This window comes from Bacillus sp. JKS001846, from assembly GCF_900176455.1.
GTDB classification, from domain to species: domain Bacteria; phylum Bacillota; class Bacilli; order Bacillales; family Bacillaceae_G; genus Bacillus_A; species Bacillus_A cereus.
Genome location: NZ_FWYG01000001.1, coordinates 549,383 through 565,392, shown reverse-complemented (window position 1 = coordinate 565,392; position 16,010 = coordinate 549,383). Strand labels below are relative to the sequence as shown.

Sequence of the window (16,010 nt, the reverse complement as noted above, 5' to 3'; positions counted from 1 at the left end):
AATTATATATCAGACAATACCCCTTAGCTGAAAGTAATTTCACGTCCATCCCCCAACGAACGATCGACCTTCATTTATATACGAAAAAGTGATTGCTATTTTTGTAGAACCAATTGCTTCTCTTGCTGTTCTTTGCGCGTTTCAGTCTTAGGTTCCGTGCTTTCTTGGACACTACGATGTGCCACACGTTTCAAACAAATATGCTTCCACTTTCTTTCGTAACGTTTCATTATTCTAGATGTCCCCCTTGAATGCGCTTTAAAACTATTTGAAATCGCTTACAGGAAATAATATAGCACATATATATAAACGTGACAACACATTTCCGACAATTTTTTGTCAAAAATATGAATAGAATTCGTAAGGGATCGAATATTGTCGAAACCTATCGTTTTTTCTTCGTATAAAAGGCATACTACTTATATGGTAAAGTATTTTATTTCCCCTACCTGCATTTTAAATTCCTTCTATATAAAGTGAAACTTTCATTAGCCATCACCAATCGGGCTTTTACAAGCAGCTCGATTTATTTGCTTTTGCTGAATTTTGAGGTGGGGTTCTTACTGCTCAGCAAATAGAGGGATAAAAAAAGAGCTGATATGAAATCAGCTCTTTTCCTTCTATTAATAATGACGCTTCATACGTCCTTCTTTTTGTAACTCTTTAAATAATGCTGCCATCATAAAGAAAATAACAAAGACGAACGGGAATGCTGCAATGATAGCTGCCGTTTGTAATGCTTCTAATCCGCCAATATATAATAGCGTAGAAGCTATCGCGGCTAGAACGATACCCCAAATCATTTTAATACGATTTGGTGGGTTTAAACTACCATGTGTCGTTAACATCCCTAAAACGAATGTTGCAGAGTCTGCAGATGTAATAAAGAATGTTGCAATAAGTAAAATACCTAAAACTGATAAAGCTGATCCAAAGCTGCCCATCTGATCGAACATAGCGAATAATCCTACTTCTGTTCCCATCTCTTTCACTTTTTCGAAGATATGTGCATCACCAAACAGCTCCATATGAATACCTGTTCCGCCGAAAACGGAGAACCACAGTGCACCAATTACGGTCGGTACGAGTAACACACCGATAACAAACTCACGAATTGTACGGCCTCGTGAAACACGAGCAATAAACGTACCTACGAATGGTGACCACGCAATCCACCATGCCCAATAGAAAATTGTCCACGATTGAATCCATTGGTTTCCACCTTCGTCTAATGGACTTAAACGGAAGCTCATGCTTGGTAATTCCTGAATGTAAGAACCGATTGTTGAAGTGAAGTAATTCATAATAAAGTTTGTTGGACCCGCAAATAATACAATAATCATAAGTGCAAACGCAAAAATAATGTTCGTATTACTTAAATATTTAATTCCTTTATCAAGACCTGTTTGCGCAGATAACATAAATAATACTGTTACGATTGCAATAATAACTAACTGTGTCGTTAATGAATTTGGGATAGATGTTAAATAGCTAACACCACCTGCAATTTGTTTTGCACCGAGACCTAATGACGTTGCAACACCAAACACAGTTGCAAAAACAGCTAACACATCAAATGAATGAGCAATACGCCCGTGTTCCCCGCCCTTAAATAACGGACCTACTGTCGCACTAATCGTACTTGCTTTTCCTTTTCTAAAGGTAAAGTAAGCAATACATAACGCTACAAACGCATATAGTCCCCAAGGATGTAATCCCCAATGGAAAAATGAAAAACGCAGTGCAAGACGCGCACTTTCCTCAGTTGCACCTTCTCCAAACGGAGGTGCGTATAAATGGTTTAATGGTTCGGCAACGCCCCAGAAAACTAACCCGATACCCATACCAGCACTAAATAGCATAGCAAACCATGTCATATAACTATAATCAGGTTCGTCATCATCTTTACCTAAACGAATAGAACCGTATTTCGAAACAATTAAAAAGATAGACACACCTAAAATAATAGAAACGGAAATAATATAAAACCAGCCGAACTTACTAACTAATGCAGTTTGAATTGCGGTTGTTACATTTCCTAAACTACCTTTTCCAATAATAGATTCGGGAATAATCCCCCAAATTGTAAATGCAATACATAATGTTAATGAAACGATGAATGTTTTTGTCAGTTTCCTCATCAAATCCCCCTTCGTAGGTTTCGCTTTTGTAAATAACATAAATTCCGATATGTAAAATCGGATAGAAAACTATAATTTTGCGGTGATTTTCTTACTTTCACCTTCACCAATTCGAATTCTTATGGACAGCCTTACCTTTCGTATAACCTTTTCACTCTGCAAGAGCTACAAGTTAGAAATACTGCTGTCAAATTGTGTGAGAAAAACGCGGATAGGAATGTATTTTCCTAAAAAAGGATGTGTTACATATGTAAAAAAGGGCAAATTTCTTCCTTGCAACCCTTTCGTTTTGTAACAATTATGCGGTTTTTTTGCTAGTATATAGCACGTGTTTATAGCTTCACAAACAAAATGTTTATGTTTATATAACTATATTACCCATAAAACGGTAAAATACTCAAGGAATGTAATCGTTTAGTAAACATCATGTAACATTACTGCAACATTTTTATTTACGTCGAAAAAAACATGTTGTATTAAATATTTTGAATATAACTAGAAACCTATGATTCATATAGAATGAAAAACGCTTTCCTATATTTTTTGTTATATTACAGGATATTAACGACTTATTACGAATGGTTTGTAATTGTGTGTTTTCCCCAAATCCGAAAAAATCTGTTGCTATAATGAGGACACGAAAACAAACGCAATGGAGGCTATCATGAAAAAATTAATTGGTATAGCAACAGCAGCAGTTTTTGGTCTTGGGATTTTCACATCATCTGCTAATGCAGAAACTGTTGTAACAACAGATGTACTAAACGTACGCGAAAACCCTACTACGGAATCAAAAGTTGTCGGTAAATTACTAAACGGTAATAAAATAGATGTACAAAATACAGAGAACGGATGGTCAAAAGTTACTTTAGACGGTAAAGACGCATTCGTAAGTGCAGAGTTCACAAAAAGCATCTACTACGTAACAGCTAACGTATTAAACGTACGTGCTGAAGCGAACACAAACTCAGAGGTTCTTGGAAAGTTGAAGAAAGACGATGTAATCGAAACAACGAACCAAGTACAAAATGAGTGGTTACAATTTGAATATAACGGGAAAACAGCTTATGTTCATGTTCCTTTCTTAACAGGTACAGCACCTGTAATTGAGAAACAAGAAACAACGGCTCCCGCTAAAGCTGAAGCACCAGCTAAGGCTCAAACACCTGTAGCACAAGCAAAACCAGCTGCTAAGCCTGCTGTGAAAGCTGCTGAAACTAGCGAACCATCTGGTGGTCGTGAGTTAACAGTTGTAGCTACAGCATATACAGCTCACCCGAGCGAAAACGGTGGCACATATGGCGGCCGTGTATTAACTGCAATGGGTCATGATTTAACTGCGAATCCAAACATGAAAATGATCGCTGTTGACCCGAAAGTAATCCCATTAGGATCTAAAGTATGGGTAGAAGGTTACGGAGAAGCTATCGCTGGAGATACTGGTGGTGCAATTAAAGGTAACCGTATCGATATCTTACTTGGATCAGATAGCGCTGCTCAAAAATGGGGACGCAAAACTGTTAAAGTGAAAATTTTAAAATAACCAATAACTGCTAAATTACAAGCCGGTTCTCTTTATTGAGAGCTGGCTTGTATTTATTTATAATACATATAAGGAGGCTATGCCCATGAATGTACAAGCAAAAGTAGACTGGATTGGTACGCCAAAACCGTACATATATAAAGATGAAGTGACATATAACGCTACTTCTATTGATTTTTCACTCGCTGGCGATGATAACCGCTATAAGTTAATTGTGCTCAAGTCTGAAAACAATACACATTACAAAATTGTGCAATATGGAATAAAACCAGGCTCTCAAAAGCCATTTCCTATCGACATTCCATTTGAACAAAACATGTTACCAATTATAGAGCAAATATTACATGATCCATATGTACAAGAAATATTAAAGGAAACACACTCATAATTGTAAAAAAATATATCAACGGTTCGACACGAAATATCGATTTAGCTACAAAAAAGAAGCTGTTCAAATATTGAACAGCTTCTCTCATATTAACGAGTTGGACCAGATACATCTTCTGATTTCAACGTATTATTTGCACCAAGAGAATGATACAGCATCTTTCCATTTCCATTCACAGTTACAATATGTTCGTTATTAAAACTTTTGAACTTCACAGATCCATCACCGTAACGAATATGATACTCTTCATATGTCGTTACTTTATATTTCGTATCACTTTGACGCTCTACATTACGAACTTCCATCGTTAATAAGTCTTCTGTAATTCCTTTTTTGTGTAAATACTGTATATAATCACGGTCTTCCTTATACGATTTCCCGCTCTTATCATAATTATTTTCAATTAAACTAAAATCATTTAATGAAATTGCACGTACGTTATCATAAATATGATTTCTTACAAATTCGCCCACCGCTGAACTTGATGTTTCTTTCGGGAATTTTAAGTAATACGTGCTTTGGTCTCCAATTTTAACACTTTCAGATTTCATCACACCAAAATCAGTAGTTTTCTCTAAATGTACTTCTACTGTTTCATCTGTGGATACAGGACCAAGCTTATAACTTCCATAATTTAATTTTCCACGTTTTTTCCCGTTCACAAATACAGTTGCATCACTTTCATCAGAAGAAATGCTTACATACTTGCCTTCAAGCGATAAATCCACTTTCACCTTCTCGCTCTGTTCATCCGCTAGATCTACTTCTTTCTCTGTTTCTAATTCAGTCAGTTCTGTCTTCGCCGTTGCCTTTACAACATATGTACCTGGGAAGTATGGCCCCAACTCTTTCGAAGTTTTATCACTAGAAAGCTCTGTTTCTTTTTTGTCATTCACATATATCTCTGCATTTTTTGCAGTTGTACTAATGCTCATATAATAAGATTTCATGCTAAACTTATACTTTGGATATAAGAACCATTCTTTTCCCTCTTCTACTATTTCCCCGTCCTTAAATGAAGATTTATCTTTAGTTAACTTTTGATCTACTGTCTCTTTCTGTAAATAAGACAGTAATTGTTTGTTGTAAGAAGGATTCTCTTTTAAATAACGCATGTACGCTTTAATATCCTCTGTCTTAATCTTTAAGCTTGAATCACTCGCTTTTACAAACTCATCAATTGTATTAATATCTTTCTTTTGGAATGCTTCAATCATTACATTTACTTGCTTTTCTTTTGAAAACTTATATGCTCCAAATTTATATGCCCCAAATAATAATGCAGCAATAACAGCAAAACCAATGATCAAAAATAAATTTTTCTTACTTTTCACTGATTTTGTCTCGCTTTGTAATTCTGTATATGAAGCAGCAGTGTTATCAACGATTACTTCTACTTTACTCCCACACTCCGGACAAAAGTTCAAATGGTCTGCAACATTCTTTTTACATGTTCCACAAAACTTCAACGTGCTCTCCTCCTATTTTTTAGCTAATTTCATTCCAGCAAATGCTGCTACATATGTCACAATCAAGCTAAACAAAGTTAAATATATAAATGAATTTTGCATAGATAATACCGTTCCACTTGTTCCAAATAAACCTGTTACCGTTCCTGAAACATTAATTTGGAACTTAGAAATTATATTCATTACAATCATCATAATTGTGTAAGAACCACTGCATACCGCTAATGTAATATATATATTGGCGGTCGGTAATTTAGCTAACTTTCTTCCCGCTCTAAACATAAAGAACAATGGAATAATAAGCAGTAATAAACCATAATGGAATACATTATTCACTTTATCGAATTCTGCAAGGCTTTCCTCATTTGCTCCTTTTGAAATCAATATCTCCCTAAGCTCTACGCCATTTACAGAGACGCCTGATATAAATGAAAACGATAGCGTGCTCTCATATGTATTTGATTTCTTACCAATTCTAGTAAATTCTTTACTAAGTGCTGGACTTGATACTTCTAACGGCGCAAAATGAGCCATACTCCATAATTGAGGTGTTAACTCTAATGCTAATAATGTACTTTCAGATTTTAAAGTTGTTATTTCTTTTAATGGTTCAATACCGTCTTCCTTACTTACTAACGCCATAATACAAACCGCTACCGCTGTTACTAAAAGTCCTTTTATCATAGCTGAAACACCGTAATACACAGACGCTCCATATGGCATTAACTCTTGAAATGCTACTGCCATATTGTTTTTGCTTGTATGAGCAATAAATCCTAATAAGGTAAATAATGTCCCACATACAAAACCACTCAATAAACTCTTAATCGCTGAATAGCCAACCGTAATCTTACCTGCTTCTGAGAATGGAATTGCAAAAGATTGTGATGCTATAAAACTTATAATGAATAAAAAGACGCCATAAATAATACCAACTGTTGCTGCCATAAAGATTTGATCTTTAATCGTTTTCGCAACATGCTGTTTCCCTAACCAAATTCCTGTACCAGCGAAAATAATAAATGGAATGATTAATAATAATGTAAATGGAGTATGCCAAGATAAAGAAAATATCAATCCACTATCATCGTTAGCTGTAAAACCAAGTAAATGGTAACTTAACATCGTAGAAGTTGCACTCGAATAAAAACTTGGCAACATTTCTAATTCTTTCGCAAATTTGCTAAACATCTCACTTAACATAGAAGCAAATAATAAACTACCAATCCAACCAGCAATTAACATGAGAATACTTGCAACAGCCCCACCAATAAAACCTTTTTGTAACACGGCTTTATCTGCTTTAAATTCAACCTTAGGAGCACCATCCATTGTAGGCAATTTTACAGATTGTTCTTTTTTCTTCACAACAGATAAAGAATACCCGCACTTTTGACAATATAAATTTTTTTGAGCATTTTCACTGCCACAACCTTTGCAGTATTTTGCAGTATCTTTTTCTAATGTTACTGCATCTATAGCTCCTGCAATCTCCATACTACCTTCATTTGGGCAATAATTTACTTCTTCACCATGTTGTTTTCCACATGTGCGACAATACATTTAATTCACTCCCCACTTTGCTTAATTCCACAAACTGGACAGTAAGTAGAGTTTTTATCGATATGCTCATTACATGAAATACAATTTACCGTTTCACCTTCATTTTCTACCGCTAACATCGGGTTAGATTTTCCACACGAACCACAAAACTTATCATTTATTGATAAAGGTCCACCACATTCACATGTAGCTTTTTCACCTTGTTGTTTTTGCAATTCAACAATGCGCTTTCTTGCTTGATAAATAGCTACATCAAATTCTTGAACTGGAGCAATCATTTCTTTTAAGCTCGCTTCATTTACTCCACTTCCTCTTAATTGAACATACACTTGCTGCCCAACCTCTAATAGAACCTCTGCTTTTTTCTGCATTTGCACTTGCATTCCCTTTTTCAATTGAGCAATTTCTTGTGCAACTTGCAACTTCATTTTCCCTTGTTCTATTCCTTCTTGTAACTTATTCATTCCACTACCTAACTTCGTCTGTAAATCTGACAAATTATTTCTCCTCCTATACGTATATATTCATATATGAAATTAACATTTTATATATTACCATGATTTTCAAGTTATGTAATCCAAATTTCATTTTTTCTGTTTTGAGCATTTTTTGTTTATAATGGTAAAGGAAAGAAATATGTGTACGGAGGAATATTATGCTGCAACACTCAATTACGAAAGATGAAATTATGATGATTGCGAATGAGTTCGTTCAAGGACTAGATCCACAGCAAACAGCTGATCAGGAACATGTCGCTACAGCTCGGCACCTATATCGTAGTGGTGTTGTCTACAACGTTGACTTTGATGGTTATACACTATCAGGAACTGTAGATGCGGAAGGCAACGTATATAGCGTTCATATTCCGATTCGTAATGTCGCTGAAAGTTATTGTGATTGCTTCGCACCAACACAATGTGAGCATATGCTCGCTGTATTACTATCTGCAGCGTCTAGTTTCGGGCAAGTAGGAGATGTATTAACTTTATTTAAAAATAATACGAAACCTTCCCTTCCTCCTATTAGAACTGCAAGACAAGTATTGCAATCATCAGCTTTTGAAGAAACGGATTATAAAAGTTGGGAATCATATTTTGAAAAAGAATATGAATCATTTAAAAAAGAACAAGCTCGCCTTACTTATAAACAAATGTATTTTCTTATGAGTATCTTTACAGATTTCTATACGAAACTTGAGCGGAAAGCTCCGCGCGTCATCGCCATACATGAATTATTCAGGTTACATGCAGCAATTTACTGCTTTCAAAAATTATTAGAAGAAATTCAGGCATTCGAAGCAAACAAAACGTATTCTTATCACCAACCTGTTAATGTCATTCGCCTATTTGTAGATAAAGTGGAATCCATCGTTCGGGACTTACAATCAGAAGCGATTCCTTCAGAGTCTGAAATAATTTTGCAAGAAACAGCTCGTCTCGTTCATGAAGTATTCTTCTCTACCGACGCTTATACGCAAGAGCGATTTTTCATTTATCGTCACATATGGAGTGAACTTTTAAACAATAAAGAGAACATACAAGAGGAAGAAAAACGAATCGATACGAAAATCAATCCACTATCCAAAGCATTAGCGTCTTCTCATCTTCTCTTTTTAAATGATGAAGATTTACTAGCGATGGACTTACTAAAGAAACAACCTGCTTCTGTTGTGAGTCTATACTTCTATTGGTTAGAAGAACTATTAAGTGCCATGCAATGGGATCGTGCAAAAAACTGGCTTTCCTTTACGTATAAACAAGTAAAGAAAACGATCCAAGATCACGAAAATACGATTTTCATAAAAGATATCGTTCGGCTATTTGTAATCATGTATGAAACATACGCAACACATACAAATGAACAAGCTGGTTTTGAAATGATTTTACAAGAACTATTACCGTATAGTTTCACAAACTACGAACAGTACGTACTTGCGAAAAAACAGTATCGCACATGGGCAGAGCTTCATCTCTTATATGGATTTGAGGCAATTGAACTGTTGAAAGAGCCACTGAAAGATATTGAAAAAGAAGCGCCAGAAGTGGCACTTCCTCTTTACCATCTTGCTGCTGTAGAGGCGATTGAAGAACGAAATCGTAAATCATATAAACGTGCAGTTCGTTACTTAAAGAAATTACGTACATTATATAAACGATTAAAACGCACCGATGAATGGGATGCTTTCATTATTCACATCGCTAATCTCCATTCACGTCTGCGTGCACTACAAGAGGAATTACGGAAAGGAAAATTAATCGATGATCAATCAAACTGAAGTAACAATTAGGCTCCAGCATGTTAGTCAAGGTTGGTTCCTTTGGGGAGAAGATGACAGCGGTACTCCATTATCCGTAACAAGTTGGAAACGAAATGCATTCACATGGCACTCCACTTCTTTCTACGGTACGTTTCTAAAAGAAGCAACCTTCGAAGGAAAACAAGGTGTGTTGCTAACAAATGCACAAGCCTTTGAATACATTGCAAACAAACCGATGAATTCCTTTGCACATATTCAAATAAACGGCACGATTACAGCACTTACGAAAGATGCAAATGAACTATGGGATGCCTTTACGAGTGGTAGTTTCGTACCAGATATGAATCATTGGCCTAAACAACCATCTTGGAAAGTTCAAAATACACCAATTGAAGATGACACATTAGCATCGCTTTTCTCAGCAGCAGTAAATGAAAGCATATTACAAGACAACCGCTCAAATGACGGCTGGGAAGATGCTAAAAGACTATATGAACATTATGACTTTACGAAAAGACAACTGGAAACAGCACTACATGAAGAAGATTGGCTTCGGAAAATTGGTTATATCGAAGATGATCTTCCGTTTACAATCGGACTAAGACTACAAGAACCACAAGAAGAATTTGAAATGTGGAAGCTTGAAACAATTGTGACACCAAAGCGCGGGGCGCATCGCATATATGTATATGAAAACATCGATTCCTTACCGAAAAGATGGCACGATTACGAAGAACGGATTACAGAAACACAAGAAGGTTTTAGTAAACTCATACCGTGGTTAAAAGAAGGAGATACGTTCCGAAATGAACTCTTTGAAACAGAAGCTTGGAACTTCTTAACAGAAGCAAGCAATGAATTACTTGCAGCCGGTATTACAATTTTACTACCATCATGGTGGCAAAATTTAAAAGCAACAAAACCGAAATTACGTGTCCAGCTGAAGCAAAATACAGCACAAACACAATCGTTCTTCGGTATGAATACGCTCGTTAATTTTGATTGGCGCATTTCGACGAACGGCATTGATTTATCAGAAAGCGAATTTTTCGAACTCGTTGAACAAAATAAACGTCTATTCAATATAAACGGTCAATGGATGCGACTAGATCCAGCCTTTATCGAAGAAGTAAGGAAACTCATGAACCGTGCCGATAAATACGGACTAGAGATGAAAGATGTCCTGCAGCAACATTTATCAAATACGGCTGAAACAGAAATTGTAGAAGATGATAGTCCGTTTACTGATATTGAAATCGAACTAGATGGATATTATGAGGAACTATTCCAAAAGCTGCTTCATATTGGAGATATTCCAAAAGTAGATGTCCCTACTTCACTAAACGCAACACTTCGTCCGTATCAACAACACGGCATTGAATGGTTATTATATTTACGAAAGCTTGGATTTGGAGCATTGCTAGCTGACGATATGGGACTCGGGAAAAGTATTCAAACAATCTCTTACTTACTATATATAAAAGAAAACAATCTCAAAACAGGCCCTGCATTAATCGTAGCGCCGACATCTGTTCTTGGAAATTGGCAAAAAGAATTTGAGCGTTTCGCACCGAATTTACGTGTTCAATTACATTACGGAAGTAATAGAGATAAGGGCAATTCTTTTGAAGATTTCCTTCAATCAGCAGATGTTGTATTAACATCTTATGCATTGGCTCAACTCGATGAGGAAGAACTAACTTCATTATGCTGGGATGCTGTTATTTTGGATGAAGCACAAAATATTAAGAACCCACATACGAAACAGTCGAAAGCAGTACGAAACTTGCAAGCAAATCACAAAATCGCTTTAACTGGTACACCGATGGAAAATCGCCTCGCTGAACTTTGGTCCATTTTCGACTTTATTAATCATGGATATCTCGGAAGCTTAGGGCAATTCCAACGCCGCTTCGTCACACCAATTGAAAAAGATCGTGATGAAGGAAAAATCCAGCAAGTTCAACGGTTTATCTCACCATTTTTACTGCGCCGAACGAAGAAAGATCAAACAGTCGCATTAAATTTACCAGATAAACAAGAACAAAAAGCTTACTGTCCTCTTACTGGTGAACAAGCTTCCTTATATGAACAACTTGTTCAAGATACACTGCAAAATGTCGAAGGATTAAGTGGAATTGAAAGACGCGGCTTTATATTACTTATGCTGAACAAGCTAAAACAAATTTGTAATCATCCAGCTCTTTATTTAAAAGAAGAAGAGCCACAAAATGTCGTTGAACGCTCTATGAAAACAAAAACGTTAATGGAGCTCATAGAAAATATAAAAGATCAAAATGAAAGTTGCCTCATCTTCACTCAATATATCGGCATGGGGAACATGCTAAAACGTGTGCTAGAAGAAAAATTCGGCCAACGTGTCCTCTTCTTAAACGGTAGTGTACCGAAAAAAGATCGCGACAAGATGATTGAGGAGTTCCAAAACGGAACGTATGACATTTTCATCTTATCCTTAAAAGCTGGCGGAACAGGATTAAACTTAACCGCTGCCAACCATGTCATTCACTACGATCGTTGGTGGAATCCAGCTGTGGAAAATCAAGCAACAGACCGCGCATATCGCATTGGTCAAAAACGATTTGTTCATGTTCACAAACTCATTACAACAGGAACATTAGAAGAAAAAATTGATGAAATGCTAGAAAGAAAACAATCTCTAAACAATGCAGTCATCACAAGCGATAGTTGGATGACTGAACTATCAACAGACGAACTAAAAGAATTACTTGGTGTATAAAGTGAAACTTTAATCAGTGGGGGTTTTGTTCATCTCCAACTGATTATCAGCCCTCACCAATCTGGCTTTTACAGGCAACCCGCCCCCCACCTAACTTTTTTACTTTCACTGAATTTTGAGGTGGGGATCTTACTGCCCGTTAATGCGGGATAAAGTGAAACTTTAATTAGGCCAATCACGTAGAGTTTTACTACCCGCAAAAAAAGCGCTAATCTCGAAATGAGATTAGCGCTTTTTTCTATTCCAAAACCAATTACTTATTATAATCCCCGTTAACCCGCCGCACGTATCAAGCAATGAATCTTGCCACATTGGTGTACGGTCTCCCGTATACCATTGGTGAATTTCATCAAATGTTGCATAACCCGCAACGAAAAGAAGGGCATATATAAAACATCTTTTCCTCGAATAACCTGATCGATGAAAAGCGTAATAAATCAATGAACCTAGCATAAAGAACACCATAAAATGAGCACCTTTACGAAGGAAAAACTCAATAAATCCGCCTACACCTTTATTCGCAATACTAACAGGGGTTCCTCCACCATAATCGATAGATACCCATGAAAAATGCTCTTTCACAAATTCAACATTTACATATTGTTCAATATCTGAACGCATATCCTGCTTTTTATATGGTTGTGCCGAAGAATAGAAAATCAGCCCCATCCATAGTAATACAGGAATCCAAAATAACCATTTACGATTCATTATCCAGAATTCTCCTCTCTTAATCTTTTAAGGGTACCAAAAAAAAGAAAAAATTTCACGCCAAAACATGACATTTGCATCCTATTTATAAAGTGAAAGGAGGTGATACACATGGCAATTGAAACAATCGTAATGGATTTAACTTTACGTCTTGTCTTAAACAACGGATTAGATAAGAACGGCAAAACAGTTTTCAAGAGCAAACAATTTAAACGTGTTAAAACAAATGCGAGCTTAGATCAAGTACACAATGTAGCTCATGCTCTAGCTTCCTTACAAGCATCACCGCTTCACGCTGTACAACTTGTAAGCACATCAGATCTTTCTAAACTATAAAGTAAAACTCGGATCAGTGGGGATTTTATTCATCCCCGCTGATTATTAGCCCGCAATTTAACCGGCAGACCCAAATCCCGTAAATAGCGGGATAAATACAAAGGAGGGAATAACACATGCAAGTACTAGAGTTGATTTTCGCGAAGGAAGATGGAAAAACAGTCGTTTTTTCTATCGATACGCCCATCACACCAATCGATGCACAAGTCGTAAATCAAGTAATGGATACAATCCTTGCCTCATCTGTATTTTCATCCATTGATGAAAATACAAGAAAAAAGGGAGCTCACCTTGTAGAAAAAAATGTATCTGAAGTTCCCATTACTCTATAAAATGAAAAAGACGAATCTGCATCATTTTGCAGATTCGTCTTTTTTCTTCGGCATTTCAATCGGGATAAAAATCTTTGAAAAACCGACGCATACATACTTATAATGTTCTTCCCCTATATCAAACTCAGTCGTATATGTTGAGAAGAATATATAATCATTTCGCTTCGTATAATGATCAATTAATAACCCAACTTGTGGCTCAACATACTTTTTGGCTAACTTTTTACCGGCCGATGCCAAGTCGCCAAGGAGACCCTCTTCATTCTCTTTTTGAACTTCATCTAGCTTCTTACTCACATCATTACGCTTCATAAACTGTTTCGCTGCCCATTCTGTATATTCGCCCTTACTCGGATTACTGTTTGCTAAATATACTAGGAGAACGACAACTAAAGCCATAATAATATACTTTTTCTTCATACTATATCACCGCCTACTCTTTTCTATTTTCATATATATGTACAAGCGATGCAACTTAGAAAGACTATCACCTATTGATTGTAAACGAATAGCCAAAATTTACAATATGAAATAGAATATTAACAATTAATTTACTTAATTTATATATAATTATATTCAGAATGAAAATTATAAGGGAGGATATAGAATTATGGATAATGAAAACAACATTTTTATTTCTAGTTCTACAATGATGCTTGAACCATGTAAACACCCTTATTACCGTACAAAAATTATTGACAGTAGCGGAAACCATCTTTACTCCTGTCAAACTGCTCTCCAACTTATACAGAAATCTTGTCTAACAAATATTCATTCTACTTATCAAGGGAGACGTAATGCTGTAAAAACAAAATTTAAATTCAAACAAAACGTTCCAATTCCGATCAATCATAGAGAATATATTTGTGCTTTCCCAACAGAATCTCCTGCTTCTCCAAATTGTATTTGGCTTTTCTTCAAACATGTTCATACAATAGAGTTTTTCAAAAAAGCTAAACGAGCTAAAATTCATTTTTCAAACGGAGCTACCGTAACGATACAAATTAGTTCCCATAAGCTAAGTCAGCAATTATGGAAAGCTGGATATGTATTATCCCAAATGAACATGCAAGATTCATCACCTTAATAACAAATAGAATGGAAGGTAGTATTTCATCACCTTCCATTCTATTTGCTATTTTTATCCTTTTACACTATCGCGCATTTTCTCGAGTGCTTGCCGATACATCCATCTTACTTGATAATATGTCATTTCCGTCTCTAAAGCGATTTCTCCCATCGTCTTCCCTACAAAAAAACGTTCAAAAATAATATACTTCTCCTTCTCGTCTAACACACTCATAAAATCCTTCACTCTTATTTCAACATCTTCAAAATGAAAGATTTCCTCATACTCACCTACACATACACATCTTTCTTGCAAAGTAGATTCTTTCTTCAATCTTTCTAATATATAACCACGCACCGTTACAAGTGCATATGCAGGGAAATACCCCTTCTTTGCATCAAATCTTTCATACGCATGCCAAAGACCAATTAAACCACATTGATAATACTCTTCATAATCTTGACGAATACCTAATTTCTTTATTTGATTTACAATCATCCCTTCATACAAAACAACTGCCTCTTTAAAAGTGGCTGGCTTCACACAGTACCCGTTTCTAAAAGGTATACCTTTCTAGTATTCCGCGGTACCTTCACAATATAAAAATAAAGAAAAGATTTCACTGTGAGTAATTTCAAATACTACCGACGGAATTTGAAATTACACCAGCTAGTATTTGAAATTTTGTTGGTGGTATTTGAAATAGGGGTAAAAATAAAAAAAGGTGACTCCTTTAAAGAGCCACCTTTCTATTTTATTTCCTTATTGGAACATACCTTGTAAAGCGCCCATTCCAAGAGTTAAAACAAAGAAAACAATAGTAATAATTGTTGCCTGCTTTTTAGTTAAACCTGCTGTAATTTGAAGACCTAGCCATGTAACTGCATATCCCCAAATTGTAAACACTTCAAATTTACTTACAATGCCTTTTACAACACCACTACTTGAAGCAAAAATTGGCTCTAGGCCAGTGTACATTTCTTGACCTGATCCACCTAAAATATATGCTAAAATCGTATTTATTAATAAACCTAGTAATGAAATAACACTTGAATATACAGTAATCGCTAATAATTTTTTATAAGAAGTATCATTGCTTATAAATACCATTAACACTTTATACACCACGGCACTAAGTAGAAAGACAAATGCCATACTAATAGCAATTACCCCAAATCCCATACCATATGTCATTGCAGCTGAAACAGTAACACCTAATTCCTTATTAAGCTTAATTGCTTCAGGTGTTAGAGAATATACATAAGCAGCAAATCCCCCAACAAGCCCAGCTATTAAAACAAGTAGCCAAAATGCACCCCAAACTGCATTACTCGTCTTCATTCTCTCAAACTGCTCACTTGGAGAAGTAATCATTCCTAATAATGATGGCTTCTTCGCACCTACATCTTGCGTATTAATATTAGCTTCCATTATAACGCCTCC

General features: G+C 35.9%; 15 protein-coding genes. 7 read left to right on the top strand and 8 right to left on the bottom strand.

Going from position 1 to position 16,010, the window contains the following annotated elements:
• Positions 1-623: 623 nt before the first annotated feature.
• Positions 624-2,141: a glycine betaine transporter OpuD gene (gene opuD, locus B9A45_RS03035; protein WP_001230118.1), complete on the bottom strand. Its 1,518-nt coding sequence runs from the start codon at positions 2,139-2,141 to the stop codon at positions 624-626.
• A 664-nt stretch (positions 2,142-2,805) separates the two neighbouring features.
• Between opuD and B9A45_RS03025 the strand changes: the two genes are divergently transcribed.
• Both B9A45_RS03025 and B9A45_RS03020 read left to right on the top strand, forming a co-directional pair.
• Positions 2,806-3,684: a cell wall-binding protein EntA gene (locus B9A45_RS03025; protein ID WP_000733346.1), complete on the top strand. Its 879-nt coding sequence runs from the start codon at positions 2,806-2,808 to the stop codon at positions 3,682-3,684.
• Between the two features lie 85 nt (positions 3,685-3,769).
• The gene (locus B9A45_RS03020) at positions 3,770-4,072 is read left to right on the top strand and encodes a DUF3910 family protein (protein WP_001102540.1); all 303 of its coding nucleotides are present in this window, start codon (positions 3,770-3,772) and stop codon (positions 4,070-4,072) included.
• A gap of 89 nt (positions 4,073-4,161) precedes the next feature.
• Here B9A45_RS03020 and B9A45_RS03015 read toward each other — a convergent pair whose 3' ends face one another.
• From B9A45_RS03015 to B9A45_RS03005, 3 genes are read right to left on the bottom strand one after another with little or no spacing between them, the layout of a single operon-like run.
• Positions 4,162-5,541 carry a zinc ribbon domain-containing protein gene (locus tag B9A45_RS03015; protein ID WP_084063853.1) on the bottom strand — a complete coding sequence of 460 codons (1,380 nt, stop codon included), beginning with the start codon at positions 5,539-5,541 and terminating at the stop codon, positions 4,162-4,164.
• A gap of 12 nt (positions 5,542-5,553) precedes the next feature.
• A complete protein-coding gene (locus B9A45_RS03010) occupies positions 5,554-7,104 on the bottom strand; it encodes a zinc ribbon domain-containing protein (RefSeq protein WP_053513780.1) in 1,551 nt (516 codons plus the stop codon).
• A 5-nt stretch (positions 7,105-7,109) separates the two neighbouring features.
• Entirely contained in the window at positions 7,110-7,601 is a 492-nt protein-coding gene (locus B9A45_RS03005) for a zinc ribbon domain-containing protein (RefSeq protein WP_001281755.1), read from the bottom strand.
• Positions 7,602-7,759: 158 nt separating this feature from the next.
• On the opposite strand from B9A45_RS03005, the gene B9A45_RS03000 reads away from it, so the two are divergent.
• Together B9A45_RS03000 and B9A45_RS02995 are read left to right on the top strand one after the other, a co-directional pair.
• Complete coding sequence (locus B9A45_RS03000) at positions 7,760-9,379, top strand: SWIM zinc finger family protein (protein WP_000939133.1); 1,620 nt, start codon at positions 7,760-7,762, stop codon at positions 9,377-9,379.
• Positions 9,363-12,119, top strand: a complete 2,757-nt coding sequence (locus B9A45_RS02995; protein WP_000610111.1) for a DEAD/DEAH box helicase — start codon at positions 9,363-9,365, stop codon at positions 12,117-12,119. Before B9A45_RS03000 ends, B9A45_RS02995 begins: the two co-directional genes overlap by 17 nt.
• Before the next feature lie 225 nt (positions 12,120-12,344).
• Here B9A45_RS02995 and B9A45_RS02990 read toward each other — a convergent pair whose 3' ends face one another.
• Positions 12,345-12,830 (bottom strand): VanZ family protein, encoded by a 486-nt coding sequence (locus B9A45_RS02990; protein WP_001080709.1) that lies wholly within the window; start codon positions 12,828-12,830, stop codon positions 12,345-12,347.
• 111 nt (positions 12,831-12,941) lie between these two features.
• On the opposite strand from B9A45_RS02990, the gene B9A45_RS02985 reads away from it, so the two are divergent.
• Both B9A45_RS02985 and B9A45_RS02980 read left to right on the top strand, forming a co-directional pair.
• The gene (locus B9A45_RS02985; protein ID WP_000963861.1) at positions 12,942-13,166 is read left to right on the top strand and encodes a DUF1659 domain-containing protein; all 225 of its coding nucleotides are present in this window, start codon (positions 12,942-12,944) and stop codon (positions 13,164-13,166) included.
• A gap of 116 nt (positions 13,167-13,282) precedes the next feature.
• Positions 13,283-13,498, top strand: coding sequence for a DUF2922 domain-containing protein (locus B9A45_RS02980; protein ID WP_075717930.1), 216 nt, complete (start codon positions 13,283-13,285; stop codon positions 13,496-13,498).
• A 21-nt stretch (positions 13,499-13,519) separates the two neighbouring features.
• Here the strand turns inward: B9A45_RS02980 and B9A45_RS02975 are convergent, their stop codons facing one another.
• Positions 13,520-13,918 carry a DUF4359 domain-containing protein gene (locus B9A45_RS02975; protein WP_000731405.1) on the bottom strand — a complete coding sequence of 133 codons (399 nt, stop codon included), beginning with the start codon at positions 13,916-13,918 and terminating at the stop codon, positions 13,520-13,522.
• Positions 13,919-14,108: 190 nt separating this feature from the next.
• Between B9A45_RS02975 and B9A45_RS02970 the strand changes: the two genes are divergently transcribed.
• A complete protein-coding gene (locus B9A45_RS02970) occupies positions 14,109-14,585 on the top strand; it encodes a competence protein ComK (RefSeq protein ID WP_000368313.1) in 477 nt (158 codons plus the stop codon).
• Between the two features lie 54 nt (positions 14,586-14,639).
• Here B9A45_RS02970 and B9A45_RS02965 read toward each other — a convergent pair whose 3' ends face one another.
• Both B9A45_RS02965 and B9A45_RS02960 read right to left on the bottom strand, forming a co-directional pair.
• On the bottom strand, positions 14,640-15,110 hold the full coding sequence (locus tag B9A45_RS02965; RefSeq protein WP_033694298.1) for a sigma-70 family RNA polymerase sigma factor: 471 nt from the start codon (positions 15,108-15,110) through the stop codon (positions 14,640-14,642).
• 219 nt (positions 15,111-15,329) lie between these two features.
• Positions 15,330-15,998: a YknW family membrane protein gene (locus B9A45_RS02960; protein WP_044584993.1), complete on the bottom strand. Its 669-nt coding sequence runs from the start codon at positions 15,996-15,998 to the stop codon at positions 15,330-15,332.
• Between the last annotated feature and the right edge of the window lie 12 nt (positions 15,999-16,010).

Coding starts and splice junctions, on each gene's coding strand:
- opuD (WP_001230118.1), bottom strand. CDS start 2,141: ATGAGGAAACTGACAAAAACATTCATCGTTTCATTAACATTATGTATT.
- B9A45_RS03025 (WP_000733346.1), top strand. CDS start 2,806: ATGAAAAAATTAATTGGTATAGCAACAGCAGCAGTTTTTGGTCTTGGG.
- B9A45_RS03020 (WP_001102540.1), top strand. CDS start 3,770: ATGAATGTACAAGCAAAAGTAGACTGGATTGGTACGCCAAAACCGTAC.
- B9A45_RS03010 (WP_053513780.1), bottom strand. CDS start 7,104: ATGTATTGTCGCACATGTGGAAAACAACATGGTGAAGAAGTAAATTAT.
- B9A45_RS03000 (WP_000939133.1), top strand. CDS start 7,760: ATGCTGCAACACTCAATTACGAAAGATGAAATTATGATGATTGCGAAT.
- B9A45_RS02995 (WP_000610111.1), top strand. CDS start 9,363: ATGATCAATCAAACTGAAGTAACAATTAGGCTCCAGCATGTTAGTCAA.
- B9A45_RS02990 (WP_001080709.1), bottom strand. CDS start 12,830: ATGAATCGTAAATGGTTATTTTGGATTCCTGTATTACTATGGATGGGG.
- B9A45_RS02985 (WP_000963861.1), top strand. CDS start 12,942: ATGGCAATTGAAACAATCGTAATGGATTTAACTTTACGTCTTGTCTTA.
- B9A45_RS02980 (WP_075717930.1), top strand. CDS start 13,283: ATGCAAGTACTAGAGTTGATTTTCGCGAAGGAAGATGGAAAAACAGTC.
- B9A45_RS02975 (WP_000731405.1), bottom strand. CDS start 13,918: ATGAAGAAAAAGTATATTATTATGGCTTTAGTTGTCGTTCTCCTAGTA.
- B9A45_RS02970 (WP_000368313.1), top strand. CDS start 14,109: ATGGATAATGAAAACAACATTTTTATTTCTAGTTCTACAATGATGCTT.
- B9A45_RS02960 (WP_044584993.1), bottom strand. CDS start 15,998: ATGGAAGCTAATATTAATACGCAAGATGTAGGTGCGAAGAAGCCATCA.